We start from the raw sequence: 16,302 nt of genomic DNA, 5'->3' as shown, positions 1-16,302 counted from the left end.
TGGCAATATTAAATATTAAAATCGCATAAGCAGCTAAGGGGCACATTAGTAAAAATGTAAATTTCCTTTTAACTAACTTGCAAATTACTCCATTTAAGTCTAAAGTGAGGTTATGTTAAAAGCAGAATTATTTATTGATAGCTCAAACGGCAAAGGCAGAGGTGTTTTTACAAATAAAGCGATAAAGGCCGACACCGTTATTGAGGTGGCGCCAGTAATAGTGATGAGTGCGGCAGACAGGTTATTGCTGGACAAGACGTTGCTGCACGATTATATTTTTGAATGGGGAAAGATGAAAGATCAATGTTGTATGGCGCTTGGGCTGGTCTCCATGTACAACCACAGTTATAAAAGCAACTGCGAATACATTATGGATTATGAAACAGAAACAATTGCGGTACAAACAGTCAGAAAAATAAAACCAGGCGAGGAGCTAACCATTAATTACAATGGCGATTGGAATGATCCGGCGAAGCTTTGGTTCGAGGCGGATTAAGCAATATATTTATCCCTGCAGCTAACAATTTCAAAGAACAAATTTCTATACACACAAATTTTCAAATATGCGTATTATCAAAACAGCCCTGCTTTCATATGGCATGTCAGGAAAAATTTTTCATGCACCGTTTATTGCTGCCAACGCCGGGTTTAAATTGTGCGGGTCCTGGGAGCGAAGCAATAAAAATATCCAAAACGATTATCCGGAAGTTACTTCCTACCCAACGCTGGAAGCTATACTGGCAGACGAAGCCATTGAGCTGGTGATTGTAAATACACCCAACGACAGCCATTATGAATACGCTGCCAAAGTATTGGAAGCCGGCAAACATGCCGTAGTAGAAAAAGCTTTTACAACAACCGTAGCACAGGGCGAAGCGTTAAAAAAGCTGGCGCAGCAAAAAGGCAAAATGCTAAGCGTCTACCAAAACCGCCGCTTCGACAGCGATTGCCGTACAGTGAGAAGAGTGATTACAGAGAATTTATTGGGCGATATAGTGGAGGCCGAATTTCACTATGACCGGTATAAGCCGGTGATTGGTCCTAAACTGCACAAGGAAACCCCCAATGCAGGAGCTGGTTTGCTGATGGACCTGGGGCCGCACCTGATTGATGAGGCCCTCCTGATTTTTGGCATGCCGCAGGCTTTGTTCGCTGATATACGCACAACAAGACCCTTTTCAAAAGTGGATGACTGGTTTGATATCCAGTTATATTATCCTGAAATCAGAGTAAGGTTAAAAGCAGGTAACATCGTCCGGGAGCCAATTCCAGCCAATGTGGTACATGGGTTGAAGGGATCATTTATTAAAACCCGGGGCGATGTACAGGAGGCGGATTTGCTGGCAGGCAAAAAGCCGGGCGGCGATCAATGGGGAACCGAACCTACAAGCGAACAGGGATTACTGCATACTGAAAAAGATGGTAAGGAGATCAGGGAAACCATTCCGTCGGACAGGGGTAACTACGGGGATTATTATGCCGGTATCTATGCTGCCATTGCTGAAGGCAAACCTGTTCCGGTAACTGCTGATGAGGGAATTAATATCATCCGGGTTATTGAAGCTGCCATTAAAAGCAGCCAGGAAAGAAAAGTGGTTGAATTATTGCTAGCCTAAGCATTGGATTTAACAATTTGTTAAAAATAAAAAATTCGATGTTTAAACATTAATTATTAACTTGCACTAAAAATAAATAATCATGGCAACAAGATCATGGGCGATAGACCCAACACACAGCGAAGTACATTTTAAAATAAAGCACCTGATGATAACCAATGTTACAGGCAGCTTTAATATCTTCCAGGCATCTGTAACAACAGAAGACGAAGATTTTTCAACGGCAAAAATCAGTTTTACCGCTGATACAAATTCTGTTGATACAGGAAACGAACAAAGGGACGGACATTTAAAAAGTGCAGACTTTTTTGATGCTGAAAAATATCCGCAAATAAAGTTTACGGCTACAAAATCGGAGCCTGTTGATAACGATGGTTCTTACGATATGTACGGCGACCTTACCATTAAAGATGTAACAAAAAATATCAAATTATCGGTTGAGTTTGGCGGAGTTGTGCAGGACGCTTATGGCAATACCAAGGCGGGATTCACGATCAACGGAAAAATAAACCGTAAAGATTTTGGATTAACCTGGAGCGCTGTAACAGAAGCAGGCGGTGTAGTAGTGAGCGATGAGGTTAGAATTATCAGTGAAATACAATTGATTGAGCAGGCCTGATTTAGCTGATTCAAAATATATTGACAAGTGCTGCTTATGAATAAGCGGCACTTTTTTATAGGAATTTCTTTATTAATGAAATATGAGGCAACAAATTGCAAAGGTGGCGCTGCTGGTAAATGATTATGATGAGGCTATCCAATTTTATACACAGCAATTACACTTTACTGTTGTTGAAGATACTTTCCTTCTTGAGGGTAAGCGTTGGGTGGTGCTGGCTCCTGCGGGGGGAGCCGGGTGTAACCTTTTGCTGGCAAAAGCTGTCGGTATGGAGCAGCAAAAGTCAGTGGGCAACCAGGCTGGCGGCAGAGTCTTTCTTTTTTTATACACGGATGATTTCTGGCGAGATTACCAGGAGATGGTAAAAAAGGAAATTAATTTTGTGCGGCTGCCACTTAAAGAATCTTACGGAACAGTAGCGGTTTTTAAAGATCTGTATGGTAATTTATGGGACCTGATTCAACCGCTCTAACTCTCAGCTCATTACCCAGGCGATGCTGTTTGCATTAAAAAACAGCAGGTGTACCTCCAGTTCAACAGGCTCATGTTTTTTGACGTGGCAACGGGCGATGCCGCTTTCTCCATCCAATGTCATGGCTTCAATTTGCAGGTGGTCAATAAAGTCAATTTCTCCATCGCCATACCATTTGTACAATGCCTCCTTAATGCTCCATGTGGCCGTCAGCAAGCTATCCCGAACTATCTGCCCTGATTTCTTTTCAATGGCTGCAATCATTTCCAGCTCTCCCGGTGATAAAAACTTTTGTTTTATTTTTTCCACTTTTTTTGTTACCAGTTCAACATCTACTCCAACTCTTAGTGTACTGCTCACCATCACGGCTGCATAATCACCGCAGTGTGAAATGGAAAAATGGTAAGCCTCATTTTCAAGAAATGGTTTGCGGGTATCTGCAATGCGAATTAACTCATATGGAAAGTCAGGAAACATCTCTTTCAGCAGGTAACGTCCGGCTAAATGCTGCAGCTGTTTCCGGGGATGCGTAATTTGTTGTTGCAGGGGAACCATCCTCAAAAAGAAATCCTTTTCTTCGGCTATATGCCAAACACCTAATTTTGTTGTGGAGTTGATATTTTGTTGATAAACGAGCGGCATAAGAGCAGTTGAATTACCCGATTGGGTTGCGAATATTTTAATTTTACAAAATAACACCTAAACATTTTTATACAACAATTTATTACCACCAATGATCCTGAGCGACACCAGAATTTTAGAAGAGATAGCAAACGGCAGCATAAAAATAGTACCCTACGACCGCGACTGCCTTGGCAGCAACAGTTACGATGTACACCTGGGAAAAAACCTGGCAACTTATGCAGATGATGAACTGGATGCAAAAAAACACAATACCATCGTTCATTTTGAAATTCCGGACGAAGGCATTTTGCTGCTGCCGCATAAATTTTATCTCGGCGTTACAGAGGAATATACCGAAACCCATGCGCATGTACCTTTTCTGGAAGGTAAATCTTCTACGGGCCGGCTTGGCATTGATATCCACGCCACAGCCGGAAAGGGCGACGTTGGATTTTGCGGTAACTGGACGCTTGAAATATCCGTAAAGCAACCTGTAAGGGTCTATAAAGGCATGCCCATCGGGCAATTGATTTATTTTCCGGTAGATGGTGAAATTGAAATAAAATACAACCAGAAAAAAAATGCCAAATACAGTGGGCAACCTAATAAGCCGGTAGAAAGCATGATGTGGAAAAACCAGTTTTAATTCGAGAAAGGGAAATCGTTTTAAAGTGTTCCATATTTTTTATAATAAGCAATCAATAGTCCTGTTACTTCATCATAGCTTAACACACCCGAAGGTTGCTGGTTACTTTGCAAATATTTTCCATACATCCACCGCAATACCGGTTCAAACGGATTTTGATGGCGACGATTAAAATTGCTTAATTCTTTTAAATCAGCTTTTACACCTGGTAATAACTGATGTGCCAGTGATTTGGCGGTTGCGCTGTCAACATTATACAGGTTGCGGCCGGCATACAGAAACAAATCCAGGTAGGCCGAATATAAAAAAGCACTGTCTTTTGAAGCAGTTGCTGATAGATACCCTACAAAATTGGCTTCGTTTTCCTTCGCATAGCCAAGCTGGTGGCCAATTTCATGGCAGGCGATGTAGGGCTGCAAAAATTTGGGCACCGTAGTATTTACCTGGGCTTCGGCAGTGAATGGGTTATAATACCCCGTAAATCCGGCATAATTTCCAAACCAGCCCCATAAAGAAATTTTTATATTTTTTGCCCGGTACTGCAGAAAGGGATATTTTTTATAAACTTCTCCATATGCCTGGGCAGCACCCTCAAAAACTGTTTTACTGGTTAAAACAGTTGTGCCGGATCGCAGGGTGGCAGTTTTGCTTTCATTTATTTTCTGCAGCAATGCAGTGTTCAGATCCCTTAAATCTTCGGTAGAATATTTTGCTACAGTCAGACCCAGTTGAGATGCAATACCCCGGCGGTTGTAATTGATACCCCAAAAAATATTGAACACGATGTAAATAAGGAGCAAAATCAAAATGGCATTAGAAAATTTCTTTAGCGTGACCTGAACCGTAACTTCTTTTTTTACAATGGCTTTTATAGCTCTTACCAATTTATATAACAACCAGGCTCCGGCAGCACCATATAGCAAATCGCCCAGGCTAAAAGGTAACCATCCTGTAAGCGACCTTAAAAAAATGGCTATGTTGGGATATATTCCGGTAGCATACCAGGTTTCTGACCTGAAAGAACTGGCTGAGAAAAGGCGGATGAAAACAACTATTGTTAGTGATACTATCCATAAAATCCACCTTTTTTTATTTTGCATAAGGCTAAAAATAATGAAAAACAGGCTGCCGCTGAATTTTGGAACAATAATTTGATATTTGTGATTCAAATTAACGTAAAAAACTTACCTTTGCCGTCCTTTAAACCGAAGGTAATGGGAAAAAGAAAGGCAATAGAGATAGCTTTTGTGGGTTTAAAGCCCGGCATTCATGAGTTTACTTACAATGTAGATGACTCTTTTTTTGCCGGAGACGAAGTAAGGGAATTTACCAATTGTACGGCTACGGTAAAATTGCAGCTGGATAAAAAAAGTAGTTTTTTACTGCTGAAATTTGAAGTGGGCGGTGTTGCAGATGTGGTTTGTGACCGTTGCGGTAACCAGCTTAAAAAAGATCTTTGGGATGAATTTAATATGCTGGTGAAAATGGTGGACAACCCGGAGCAGATGAACCAGGAGGAAGAAGATCCCGATGTGTTTTATATCTCCAGAACAGAAAGCCATTTATACCTGAACGACTGGATTTATGAATTTGTAAGTTTGAGTGTTCCGGTACAAAAGCTATGCAGCCCGGAAGAATTCGGCGGCCCGAAATGCAATAAGGAAGTGCTGGAAAAATTAAAAGCGATGGAAGCCAGCGAGGATGCCAAAAACGCCAATACGATTTGGAAGGGATTGGAAAAGTTTAAGAAGAATTAAAAAGAGTTTAATAAATAATTTTACAATAACAATTAAAATTTACAGATATGCCAAATCCGAAACGACGCCATTCGCAGCAGCGCAGCGCAAAGAGAAGGACGCATTACAAAGCAAGCGAAACAACGTTGACCGTTGATAAAACTACAGGCGAAACACATGTACGTCACCGTGCACATGTAAGCGAAGGCAAACTATATTACAAAGGACAGGTGGTAGCTGAAAAAGCGCCGCTGAAAGCATAATATTTTTCAAATGCTGAATTCTAAGTTCTACATTCGGTAATCGGATGAAGTACTTAGAATTTTTTATTTAATGAATGTACCATGAATATTGCCCTTGATATGATGGGTGGCGATTATGCACCGCTGGAAGCTGTAAAAGGGATATCACTTTTTTTGTCCGAAGGGCATCAAAATATTTCGCTCACACTTATTGGCGACGAAGCCAAACTGAAGGAGTTGCTGATTGCTTATGCCATTCCTTTTGAAAATATTACACTGGTGCATGCTTCGCAGGTAATTGAAATGCACGAGCATCCTACCAAAGCGCTACGTGAAAAGAAACAATCTTCCATAGCAATTGGCTTTCAATTACTGGCTACGGGCAAAACAGATGCTTTTATCAGCGCTGGCAATACCGGTGCAATGATGGTGGGTGCCTTATTCAGTATCAAGGCAATTGAAGGAGTTTTGCGTCCTACAATCGGGGCCTATATACCAAGGGAAAATGGAACACTGGGTCTGATCGTGGATGCTGGAATTAATGCAGATTGCAAGCCGGAAAACCTGCTGCAGTTCGGCATATTGGGGTCGCTATATGCAGAGCACATATTGGGATATAACAATCCAAAAGTAGGTCTTGTAAATCTTGGAGAAGAAGAAGGCAAAGGCAACTTGCTGGCACAGGCAGCCTACACTTTATTAAAAGAAAGCAAAGACATTCATTTTATTGGCAACATTGAAGGCCGTGACGTTTTACTGGATAAAGCAGACGTAATGGTATGCGACGGCTTTACCGGAAATGTAGTGTTGAAGATGGCAGAAAGTATTTATGATTTAGTTCAACGCAGGGGGATAAAAGATGAACATTTTGACCGCTTTAATTTTGAAATGTATGGTGGTGTGCCGGTGTTGGGTGTTGCCAAGCCTGTCATAATTGGTCATGGTATTTCAAAAGATCTTGCTTTTAAAAACATGATCAGTATTGCGCAGCAGATGCTGGAAAAAGATTTGTTGCAGAAGATGAAAGATGTGTTTGTGCAGCAGGCATAAAAGAAATAAAATAGTTTATTAAAAAGAGGTTGTCGAACGGCAACCTCTTTTTAGTTTAGAAAAAAATAATTTGGAATTAGAAACTATAAGCAGCTCTTAAACCAAGAAATGATATGGTGCTGCCATCTTTGCTTGAACCCTGGTATTTTACCAGCAGGTCCAAATTAGGAGTTACATTAAAGCCAATGCCGGGCGCATAAGTAAATCCATTTGCACTGGATGATCCTTTAGCCGAAAAAAACGACCAGCCTGCCTGTGCACTTCCATAAATCTGTTCTGTAAAATAAATTTTGGCACCAGCCAGTACAGGAATTATGTTTATGGAAGGAACCTTATAAGGACCGTAAACAGGCTGCATTGTAATAGGATCGAAACTTACGGGGATCGAAATAGTTTTTCCGGAAAAAGTAAGGTAGCCGGCACTCAGTGTCACGCCTATATTGTCACTTACTTCAAACTCAGCCTGCGCTGAACCGCCGAATCCAAACTTACTAGTGGTTTTTAAATCACCCATTGGAAGAGCGCCTTCTGCACCAATGCTAATTTTTACTGTTTTGTCTTCGGATCTGCTTTGAGCTTTGGCAGATAACATACCGAGGGTTAAAATGGCTGCACTCAGGATTAATTTTTTCATTGTACGCTGGTTTATTTATTGGGTTAAAAAATGATTGCAAAAGTATCAGTTATTCTTTTATTACATTTTAATTATTGAGGAATTTTTTCCGGGCTATAATTGTGCACACTGATTTGCACAAAAAGACCCGGTATCATTATTACCGGGTCTCCATTAATTTTTTCTGCTTAAAATATATAGGCTATTCTCACACCAAGCGCACCCAGTGTTCCATTTTTTGAATATCCATCATATTTAAAACTGGCATCAACTGCCTTATCAGTTTTGGTTTTAAATTCGTAACCCAATTGAGGTGAGTATGCAAAGGCGGTACCGCCACCATTGTTTAAAAAAGCAACACCAGCCTGTAATGCGCCGTATACGCCGCCGCTAAGGAAATATTTTGCACCGACTCTTAAAGGTAAAAATGTTTCTCCTTTAAATTTTGTTCCAGCCCCTGATGATTTTCCATTGTAGGAAATCAGGCCAAATGTGGCCGTGCCATATAAATGTTCCTGTAATAATACCTCAGTCTGTACCGAAGCTCCGATTCCGAAAGAGTGTGTTTCGGAAAATGCACCGGTTGCTACAGATAATTCCGGTCCGAAACTGAATTTAAATTTTGAATCAGTCTGTGCCATTGCTACAAATGAGGTGCCTAAAGCCACCATCATACATACCATTATTTTTTTCATTGTTTAGTTTTTTGTTATGTAAAGATAAGCCCGTGAAGAGCGTTGGCCAAAGAAGGATATTGTTATTTTTTATTAATCGGTTGATTGCAATGGTTTGTTCATGAGTATTGCTGTGTAGGGTATGGAGCTTTAATTTATCAGCTGGTAGTCTTATGCCATTATCTAAATGATCATCTTCGTTACAATTAAAAGAGACTTGCACATGTATGCAAGTCTCTTTATTCATTTTTTCTGATTGTTGATTACAGTCTGCCACCACCGATGCAAAATCCCATTTTGATACCGGCGTAACCGTTCTTTATTTCGTAGCCATTGTTGCTGGTACCTGATGTTGGCGGAACAATTGTCTTTCCGATAAAATTATACTCAAGGCCCAAACGAAAATGTTTATACTCGAAACCACCTCTTACCATGCCACCAAATTTTGTACTGGAAGCGACAGTAACATCCGTCGTTGTTTGTGTAACCTCTGCGCCGGCAGTTTGATATAAACCGGCACCTGCTCCTAAAAACGGGCGAAAGTCGTTGTTGTTAAAATAAAAATCACCCGTGGCAAGATATGATGCGGCAGCCTTAACAGATGCTGTTGTATTAGCGTCAACGTTTGTAAGATTTGTACCGGACACGGTAGCCGCTATCTCCAGTCGTAAACCAAGGCTTAATTGTGGCATTACAGCATATTTGGGTTCTATTGCGAATAAGGCACCACCCTTAGAACCTGTACCTCCCGCGGGTATAGCATAGCCGACAGAAAGGTCTACTTTAAATGGTTTAAACGAGCCTTCTTCCTGGGCAAATGTTTTTGCACCAAGTGCAAACGTTGAAATAGCTAAAACGAACAATACTTTTTTCATCTGGATTTTTTAGGGTAAAAACATACCAAACGATGAAAATCAGGTAAAAGTATCAGGAAAATAATTCATTCATCAACCGGGTTTATTTATCGTATATCCTTTACCGTTAGTTGCCCCTGATACATACTGAAACTTTTAAAAGTAATGCTGTTATAAATTTTCAAGCATGTCTTTTGTCATAGCCGATAAATCGAAATCTTCTTTCCATCCCCAGTCTTTTCTAGCTACACTGTCATCAATACTTTGCGGCCAGCTGTTGGCAATCTGCTGACGGTAATCCGGCTTGTAGCTGATAATAAATTCAGGTATATGTTTTTTTATTTCAGCTGCAATTTCCTTCGGGGAAAAACTCATACCTGAAATATTGTATGATGTGCGGATGGTTATTTTTTCTGCAGGCGCTTCCATCAGTTCCAGTGTAGCTTTGATGGCATCAGGCATGTACATCATGGGCAGGTAAGTGTCCTCTTGTAAAAAACAGTCGTATTTTTTTTCTTCCAATGCTTCGTGAAATATTTCTACTGCGTAATCCGTAGTGCCACCACCCGGGGCACTTTTATAACTGATGAGACCAGGGTAGCGAATGCTTCTTACGTCAAGTCCCCAACGTTGGTGGTAATAATTACACCAGAATTCGCCTGCATATTTGCTGATACCATACACAGTGATGGGTTCAATAACGGTTTGTTGGGGACAGTCTTTTTTGGGAGAAGTCGGGCCGAAAACAGCGATGGAGCTGGGCCAGTATACCTTATGTATTTTTTCTTCTTTGGCAATGTCCAGCACATTCAGCAGGCTTTGCATATTCAAGCTCCAGGCAAGGTTAGGATTTTTTTCGCCCGTGGCAGAAAGGATGGCGGCGAGTAAATATATCTGCGTAATATTTTGCCGTATCACCTGCACATGCAGCATCTCTTTATTCATCACATCCAGGCTTACATAGGGACCGGTGCCTTTCAGCAGTTCATTCTCTTCCCTCAAATCACTCGCTACCACACTGGCGTTGCCATAAATTTTTCTGAGGGCGAGTGTAAGTTCAACACCTATCTGTCCGCTGGCACCAATTACCAGTATTTTTTCTTTTATCATATTGATCCTTTAGTCTGATTGTCAAAAGTAAACATAAAACCAATGACCTGCTTTCCGCCGGTTGCTAAAAAAACAACGCCAGTTAAAAAAGTCGGCTTGCAGCCCGGTATTGAAAAGGATAGTTTTATTAAAACATTTTTCAGCAAACAAATAGCATGTATGACAAATATTAAACAGCAGTTATCGCTGCTCAGCATCTTTCTCTTAACCAGCGTGCTTGCTATGGCGCAGGCGAGACTCGTCATAAATGGTGGCGTAATAACAATAGATAACAACGCTTCATTAATTGTTGATAACCCCGATAATACAGCCATCACTTTTAATGGTGCAGGATACATCCAAAGCGAGGGCGCCGGCAACCAGCTCATCTGGTCAATAGGTGCCGGAAACGGAGGTAATTATTTAATCCCTTTTGGAAGCAATACCCGGTATTTTCCATTGCAGTTTAATGCTGCTTCCGGAACAGGCAACGGGCAAATTGTTTTCAGCACTTACCCCACCACAAGCTAGAAGAACAGTGATTTGTTACCCACTGGTGTTACGAATGGAAACAACAACGGTATTGATAATTCAGCCAAAATAATTGATCGCTTCTGGCAGATTAATCCGCAGGGTTATGCCATCAAACCAACAATCAATAACCTTGTTTTTACTTACGTTGATGCGGAATAGGGACGTGGCAAAAAGACTGATTGGCCGCCTCGGATTTGTTGACTGCATGATGTGTTTATGGAATGACGACAAGACCAGGATGCTGCAAAAAGCCGGCTTCGGTCCAAAGGGCTCTATCGAAGAAATAAGAAAGCAGCTTTTTGATGTAATGCCGAGGCAGGGTGTATTAGGGCATGTGATGCAAGCGAATGAGCCATTGTTAATATCAGACACGTGTAAAGATGAACTTTACCGGCCTGATGAAATGGAGCGCCTGAGCGAGATTACAGTGCCGGTGATATACAACGATGAACTGATCGGCATTATCGATAGTGAATATCCTGACAAGAATTTTTATACCACCAGGCATTTACAGATATTGGGTACCATTGCGAGACTAATGGGCAATAAATAAAGTCGATGGAAGCAGAGCAGTTATTGCAGCAAACCAATATTGAAATGTGCAGTATCGAAGAATAGTTATTAAAAGCAAAACCGGAAGCGTTAAGGGTGCAGATGAATCCACATTTTACTTTTAATTGCCTTACCTCAATTGATAATCTTATACAAATTGATGAAAAAGAAAAAGCGACGTTATATCTTTCCAAGTTTACAAAATTAAATCGTTCCATTCCAGAAAACGCCACCACAACGTATCGCCCTGCTGTAAGTATATGGAAGCTTTAGAGCTGTATATTGAACTGGAAGAATTGCGGTGGGATAAAAAATTTTCGTACAAGTTTCTGTTTTTTTTATCACGGTTAAGCGCAAAATAATCACGGCTAAAACGCTGAAAGATTTTGAAGACATATTGCCTTCGTCCATGTTCATCCGCATTCATCATAGCTACATCATAAATAAAAACGGAGTAGAGAAATATATCAGAGGGGAGGGTGGGCAGGTGGTAATGAAAAATGGTGTTGTACTTGATGTAGCACGCAGAAAAAAAGAAGAATTTCTTAAAGCTATAGGGCGTTGAGTTTTTTTTTACCTGCTTTTTCTTTACGCTATACAAACATGGTATTTCAAAATATTGATCGCGATGGCTTAATTTCGCAGCATGGAAAAATACCTGCAAGAGCTGTTTGCCAATCAGCAATACGATGAAAACAATTTCTTTTTAATAGCCGGTCCGTGTGTTGTGGAAGATGAGGCACTTGTGATGGAAGTGGCGGATAAAGTATCTACTATTTGCCGCAGATTTGGAATTCCTTATATTTTCAAGGCATCTTACCGTAAGGCCAATCGTACCAGCGCCGGTTCCTTTACGGGTATTGGTGATGAAGCCGCGTTGCAACTGGTAAAGAAAACGGGTGAAAAATTTAATATTCCTACCACGTCAGATATTCATACCGCCCAGGAGGCAGCCATGGCTGCGGGCTATGTTGATATCTTACAAATACCGGCCTTTCTTTGCAGGCAAACAGACCTGCTGATCGCCGCCGGCGAAACAGGGAAAATTGTTAATGTAAAAAAAGGACAGTTTGTCAACGGCCCCTCTATGAAATTTGCTGTGGAGAAAATCAATAATACAGGCAATGGTAAAGTGGGACTTATAGAAAGAGGCAACAGTTTTGGCTACCAGGATTTGGTAGTAGATTACCGGAACATTACGTGGATGAAGCAAATCAACGTGCCTGTAATTATGGATTGTACACACTCCCTGCAACAACCTAATCAAAGTGGTGGCGTAACTGGAGGTAATCCTGAATTAATTGAAACTATTGCCAAAGCGGCCATAGCAACAGGTTCTGACGGATTGTTTATTGAAACACATCCCAATCCCGCAGTAGCAAAAAGCGATGGCGCCAACATGCTGCGATTGGATTTATTGGAACCTTTGCTGGAAAAATTGGTTCGTTTAAGGGCCGCGATTATCTAACCCAATTTTGGCAAGGCATAAAAAAATCCCGATAACATCGGGACGAAAACTTGTAAATTGAAGGTCAGCTGTGGTTTAAATGTAATAGTAACACTATTACAAGTGGATAGGAATTGAAAAAAAACGGGGTTGTAAATACTTAAACTGTGTATTTATCTTCTCAAAGATAACATTGTGTCATTTACACACATGCCCGCATCCGACATAAAAATAACCGCAAAAGTTTTTTTAAGGCGTGGAATTATTCCTTCCCGGGAAGGGTATTGAACTCCTTTTTGTAAGCAATGGTAAAATTACTGAGGTTCTGAAAGCCCAGCTGTCTGCCGGTTTCCTTTACAGAAAATCTGCGTTTGGTAATCAATAGCCTGGCTTTAAACATCCGGGTTTTTTGATAATAGGCATATGGGTTCAGGCCATACAATTTTTTAAAACTGGCCTTTAATTTTGTTTCACTCATCAAGGCAATTTTTGCGAGGTCGCTGATAGAGGGAGGTGCAGTACTGAGATCGTTTACCAAAACAGCTTCAGCCAGCATCAACTTTTTTATATCAGCTTCTTCAACAGCTTTTTCCGAATTTGAGGGTGTCATTTTTACATACAGGCTTCGCAAAAACTTTTCCAGCAACAGCATCACCCGGTTTTGCAAAACTGTTTTGTACATAGGGTGATCTTCCTGCAAAAAAAATATTTCTTCCATCAGCTCCCGGTATTCAATATTCAGTACTTCAAAAGTGTAAGCTGCAGTTTTTAATGAAAGGTATTGAGTAAAAAAGTAGTCGTTCGTTTTAACACCTGAGAACTGGTTGAACCATTCTTCTGTAAAATAAATATTGATGCACCGGTCTTCCAGCCCGGCATTGGTGGTATATTTTAATGTAGCCAGCGAATTGGTTAAAAAAGCGCCGGAATAAAATTCATTTTTTTCTTCCAGTGAATCTTCTCCTATTTCAAGGGTAAGTTTTTTCATATTTCTTACCTGGTCAAACCGGATGGTATAGGCTGCAATGGTTGTTTCTTCCCTTGAAAAACAAATGTCTGTATTGAGCGTGCATTCGTTGATCAGCACCTGTAAACCATTCGCCATCACCACCACTTTTATGTATCCCGAACCTATTGGGGGGGGTAACCAAATAGTATTATTAATTACGGGCACACCCAAAGCGTCAGCAAGGTTTTGCAGGTACACCACATGATCGTTGTATTTGTAAGAAAACTGGAACAAAAACGCTGTTATTTATGGTGCAATATAACTTTTATTGTAAACCGGCCACTTCGCCCGGCGAAATGCCAAACTGTTTTTTAAATGCCATTATAAAATTGCTTGTATTTTGATAGCCAATTGTGGAAGCGGCTTCATTAACCTTGTATTTGCCACTCATCAATAATTCCCGTGCTTTTTGCATACGCACTTTTTGATAGTAAGCATAAATACTGTCGCCATAAATACCCTTAAAACTTTTTTTAAGTTTGGTAGAACTCATGGATACAAGTTTTGAAAATTCGTCAATTGTCGGTGGCGTTTCACCCAGGTTATTGATGAGTAACTGTTCCACCTTTATCAGCCGCTGTACCTCATCATCGGTGAGGCTAAACCGCCCTTCCAGCAAACTACTTTTGTCGTGTAAACGCGTAAAAAAACGTTCTATCAGCAACGTTACCCTATTTTGTAAAAAGATATTTTGTAAAGGATCATGCTGCGGTACCTGAAATATATCATCCATCAGCCGCAAGTATTCAGTATCCAAAGATTCTATATCAAAGCTCTCCGTCTTCAGCGAAAGGTATTTCTCCAATACCGGTTGTTCCGGTGACAGATCCAGGTATTTCTTGAGCCAGCTTTCGCTGAATAAAATTTTGATGGAGCGGATATGCAGTCCGGCAGGCAGCTCTTCTGTATTCACAAACATGTTGCTTGTTAGCCTCGCTACAGCATGTCGGGTGTTGGTCTTCAGTAATGTTTCGCCGTCAACTTTCAATTTTGCAGTGTTGGTAATATTTACGTCATCAAAATGCAATATAAAAAAGCGGCTGTCAGAATATTCCCTGGAAGTGATCAGGGTTTTATTGAAGGTAACGTCTGCTACCAGCACCTGTAATTCATCAAACAGCTTTAATATTTTAATGCATCCTTTGCCGGCTGATTCAGGTAAATCAACATAATCATCTCCAGTAAAGGCAATGCCAAACTCTGCAGCAAGATCCTTTAACAGCAAGGTATAATCTGTATGATTGATGTTGAAGACAATCATGAAAAAGCAAAGTTTAGACAGTAAAAAAGTGGTTCAGCTACAGATACCTTAAAGGATTTCGCCTGGCATTCAGGATGTACCGTTTTATATTCATCCAGAAAGCAACAAACAAATAGATAATTACCGGTGAGCCCATGGTAAGAAACGAAATATAAATAAAATTTTTACGAATGGTGGATGTAGCAATGCCCATTTTTTCGCCGATGGCGCTGCAAACGCCAAATACCTGCCATTCAATAAATTGTTTAAAACGGTTCATACTGCTAATGTAAAATAATAAAATTAAATAAGCCGGATCAATTTGATGGCTTCGCTTACTGTCTTTTTAGTAATTTTGCACCCATCCGGCAAATCTATCATAGCAAAAACTACACCTTACTATGATAAGGAAACGGTATATTTTAAAATAAATTATAAAATTATCAGCATGGCCTTCGACATTGAAATGATCAAAAAACTGTATGCCAATTTTGGCAGCCGTATTGAAGCAGCCCGTAAAGCGGTTGGCAAACCATTAACACTTACTGAGAAAATATTGTACGCTCATCTTTGGCAGGGCGAAGCCACCACAGCGTACGAGCGGGGAAAGAGTTACGTGGATTTTGCGCCAGACCGTGTGGCAATGCAGGATGCAACAGCCCAGATGGCATTGTTACAGTTTATGCAAAGTGGCAGAGCAACAGTGGCAGTGCCTTCTACAGTACATTGCGATCATTTAATTGAAGCAAAGGAAAACAGTAAAACAGATTTGGACAGGGCTGTGCATGAAAGCAGTGAAGTATATGATTTCCTGGCCTCTGTAAGTAATAAATATGGTATCGGTTTCTGGAAACCCGGTGCAGGTATCATTCACCAGGTGGTATTGGAAAATTATGCCTTTCCTGGTGGAATGATGATTGGGACAGACAGTCATACAGTAAATGCAGGCGGTTTGGGAATGATAGCCATTGGTGTAGGTGGTGCGGATGCCTGTGATGTTATGGCGGGTTTGGCATGGGAATTAAAAATGCCTAAGCTTATTGGTATTAAATTAACCGGCAAGCTGAGTGGCTGGGCGGCTCCCAAAGATGTTATCCTAAAAGTGGCAGGTATATTAACCGTTAAAGGTGGTACCGGCGCTGTGGTGGAATATTTTGGCGAAGGCGCTACCAGCATGAGTTGTACAGGAAAAGGTACCATTTGTAACATGGGTGCTGAAGTGGGCGCTACTACTTCATTGTTTGGATACGACCCAAGCATGAGCCGATATCTGAATGCCACCAAC

At 40.8% G+C, this 16,302-nt stretch carries 23 protein-coding genes; 14 read left to right on the top strand and 9 right to left on the bottom strand.

Annotated elements, in window-relative coordinates:
* The first annotated feature begins 112 nt into the window (after positions 1–112).
* From JWR61_RS27435 to JWR61_RS27420, 4 genes are all read left to right on the top strand, one after another.
* Positions 113–496 carry an SET domain-containing protein gene (locus JWR61_RS27435; RefSeq protein ID WP_301930833.1) on the top strand — a complete coding sequence of 128 codons (384 nt, stop codon included), beginning with the start codon at positions 113–115 and terminating at the stop codon, positions 494–496.
* A 67-nt stretch (positions 497–563) separates the two neighbouring features.
* On the top strand, positions 564–1,616 hold the full coding sequence (locus JWR61_RS27430) for a Gfo/Idh/MocA family oxidoreductase (RefSeq protein WP_301930832.1): 1,053 nt from the start codon (positions 564–566) through the stop codon (positions 1,614–1,616).
* Between the two features lie 82 nt (positions 1,617–1,698).
* Positions 1,699–2,235 carry a YceI family protein gene (locus JWR61_RS27425; protein WP_301930831.1) on the top strand — a complete coding sequence of 179 codons (537 nt, stop codon included), beginning with the start codon at positions 1,699–1,701 and terminating at the stop codon, positions 2,233–2,235.
* Between the two features lie 82 nt (positions 2,236–2,317).
* The gene (locus tag JWR61_RS27420) at positions 2,318–2,707 is read left to right on the top strand and encodes a VOC family protein (RefSeq protein WP_301930830.1); all 390 of its coding nucleotides are present in this window, start codon (positions 2,318–2,320) and stop codon (positions 2,705–2,707) included.
* Between the two features lie 3 nt (positions 2,708–2,710).
* On the opposite strand, the gene JWR61_RS27415 is transcribed toward JWR61_RS27420, so the two are convergent.
* Entirely contained in the window at positions 2,711–3,349 is a 639-nt protein-coding gene (locus JWR61_RS27415; protein ID WP_301930829.1) for a 4'-phosphopantetheinyl transferase superfamily protein, read from the bottom strand.
* A gap of 91 nt (positions 3,350–3,440) precedes the next feature.
* Here JWR61_RS27415 and dcd point away from each other — a divergent pair, with 91 nt between their 5' ends.
* Entirely contained in the window at positions 3,441–3,977 is a 537-nt protein-coding gene (gene dcd / locus JWR61_RS27410) for a dCTP deaminase (RefSeq protein ID WP_301930828.1), read from the top strand.
* Positions 3,978–3,997: 20 nt separating this feature from the next.
* Here dcd and JWR61_RS27405 read toward each other — a convergent pair whose 3' ends face one another.
* Entirely contained in the window at positions 3,998–5,077 is a 1,080-nt protein-coding gene (locus tag JWR61_RS27405; RefSeq protein ID WP_301930827.1) for a DUF3810 domain-containing protein, read from the bottom strand.
* Positions 5,078–5,191: 114 nt separating this feature from the next.
* On the opposite strand from JWR61_RS27405, the gene JWR61_RS27400 reads away from it, so the two are divergent.
* The 3 genes from JWR61_RS27400 (at position 5,192) to plsX (ending at position 7,005) form a co-directional block, all read left to right on the top strand.
* Positions 5,192–5,734, top strand: coding sequence for a DUF177 domain-containing protein (locus JWR61_RS27400; RefSeq protein WP_290337079.1), 543 nt, complete (start codon positions 5,192–5,194; stop codon positions 5,732–5,734).
* Between the two features lie 47 nt (positions 5,735–5,781).
* Positions 5,782–5,976, top strand: coding sequence for a 50S ribosomal protein L32 (gene rpmF, locus JWR61_RS27395; RefSeq protein WP_290337078.1), 195 nt, complete (start codon positions 5,782–5,784; stop codon positions 5,974–5,976).
* 81 nt (positions 5,977–6,057) lie between these two features.
* Entirely contained in the window at positions 6,058–7,005 is a 948-nt protein-coding gene (plsX, locus tag JWR61_RS27390) for a phosphate acyltransferase PlsX (RefSeq protein WP_301930826.1), read from the top strand.
* 76 nt (positions 7,006–7,081) lie between these two features.
* Here the strand turns inward: plsX and JWR61_RS27385 are convergent, their stop codons facing one another.
* From JWR61_RS27385 to JWR61_RS27370, 4 genes are all read right to left on the bottom strand, one after another.
* Positions 7,082–7,639 carry an outer membrane beta-barrel protein gene (locus JWR61_RS27385; RefSeq protein WP_301930825.1) on the bottom strand — a complete coding sequence of 186 codons (558 nt, stop codon included), beginning with the start codon at positions 7,637–7,639 and terminating at the stop codon, positions 7,082–7,084.
* 167 nt (positions 7,640–7,806) lie between these two features.
* Positions 7,807–8,313, bottom strand: a complete 507-nt coding sequence (locus JWR61_RS27380; protein ID WP_301930824.1) for a hypothetical protein — start codon at positions 8,311–8,313, stop codon at positions 7,807–7,809.
* A 242-nt stretch (positions 8,314–8,555) separates the two neighbouring features.
* A complete protein-coding gene (locus JWR61_RS27375) occupies positions 8,556–9,167 on the bottom strand; it encodes an outer membrane protein (RefSeq protein ID WP_301930823.1) in 612 nt (203 codons plus the stop codon).
* 150 nt (positions 9,168–9,317) lie between these two features.
* The gene (locus tag JWR61_RS27370) at positions 9,318–10,256 is read right to left on the bottom strand and encodes an NAD-dependent epimerase/dehydratase family protein (protein WP_301930822.1); all 939 of its coding nucleotides are present in this window, start codon (positions 10,254–10,256) and stop codon (positions 9,318–9,320) included.
* Positions 10,257–10,415: 159 nt separating this feature from the next.
* Here JWR61_RS27370 and JWR61_RS27365 point away from each other — a divergent pair, with 159 nt between their 5' ends.
* The 5 genes from JWR61_RS27365 to kdsA all read left to right on the top strand — a co-directional run bounded on the left by JWR61_RS27365 (position 10,416) and on the right by kdsA (position 12,789).
* Positions 10,416–10,766 carry a hypothetical protein gene (locus tag JWR61_RS27365; RefSeq protein WP_301930821.1) on the top strand — a complete coding sequence of 117 codons (351 nt, stop codon included), beginning with the start codon at positions 10,416–10,418 and terminating at the stop codon, positions 10,764–10,766.
* Between the two features lie 106 nt (positions 10,767–10,872).
* Complete coding sequence (locus JWR61_RS27360) at positions 10,873–11,322, top strand: GAF domain-containing protein (RefSeq protein ID WP_301930820.1); 450 nt, start codon at positions 10,873–10,875, stop codon at positions 11,320–11,322.
* 101 nt (positions 11,323–11,423) lie between these two features.
* A complete protein-coding gene (locus tag JWR61_RS28355; RefSeq protein WP_367881828.1) occupies positions 11,424–11,594 on the top strand; it encodes a histidine kinase in 171 nt (56 codons plus the stop codon).
* A gap of 40 nt (positions 11,595–11,634) precedes the next feature.
* Positions 11,635–11,886, top strand: a complete 252-nt coding sequence (locus tag JWR61_RS28350) for a LytR/AlgR family response regulator transcription factor (RefSeq protein ID WP_367881829.1) — start codon at positions 11,635–11,637, stop codon at positions 11,884–11,886.
* Positions 11,887–11,967: 81 nt separating this feature from the next.
* Positions 11,968–12,789 (top strand): 3-deoxy-8-phosphooctulonate synthase, encoded by an 822-nt coding sequence (gene kdsA, locus JWR61_RS27350; RefSeq protein WP_301930818.1) that lies wholly within the window; start codon positions 11,968–11,970, stop codon positions 12,787–12,789.
* Positions 12,790–13,030: 241 nt separating this feature from the next.
* Here the strand turns inward: kdsA and JWR61_RS27345 are convergent, their stop codons facing one another.
* Genes JWR61_RS27345 through JWR61_RS27335 form a run of 3 tightly spaced genes read right to left on the bottom strand, consistent with a single transcriptional unit; the run spans position 13,031 to position 15,297 of the window.
* Complete coding sequence (locus tag JWR61_RS27345; RefSeq protein ID WP_301930817.1) at positions 13,031–14,011, bottom strand: helix-turn-helix transcriptional regulator; 981 nt, start codon at positions 14,009–14,011, stop codon at positions 13,031–13,033.
* Between the two features lie 31 nt (positions 14,012–14,042).
* Positions 14,043–15,038: an AraC family transcriptional regulator gene (locus tag JWR61_RS27340; RefSeq protein WP_301930816.1), complete on the bottom strand. Its 996-nt coding sequence runs from the start codon at positions 15,036–15,038 to the stop codon at positions 14,043–14,045.
* Between the two features lie 37 nt (positions 15,039–15,075).
* A complete protein-coding gene (locus JWR61_RS27335) occupies positions 15,076–15,297 on the bottom strand; it encodes a PspC domain-containing protein (protein WP_290337068.1) in 222 nt (73 codons plus the stop codon).
* 45 nt (positions 15,298–15,342) lie between these two features.
* On the opposite strand from JWR61_RS27335, the gene JWR61_RS27330 reads away from it, so the two are divergent.
* On the top strand, positions 15,343–16,302 hold a 960-nt coding region (locus JWR61_RS27330), incomplete at its 3' end, for an aconitase family protein (RefSeq protein WP_301930815.1).

Source organism: Ferruginibacter sp. (assembly GCF_028288465.1).
In the GTDB taxonomy this organism is placed as follows: domain Bacteria; phylum Bacteroidota; class Bacteroidia; order Chitinophagales; family Chitinophagaceae; genus Ferruginibacter.
The sequence above is the reverse complement of the archived record's forward strand: the minus strand, read 5'-3'. Positions and strand labels throughout refer to the sequence as shown.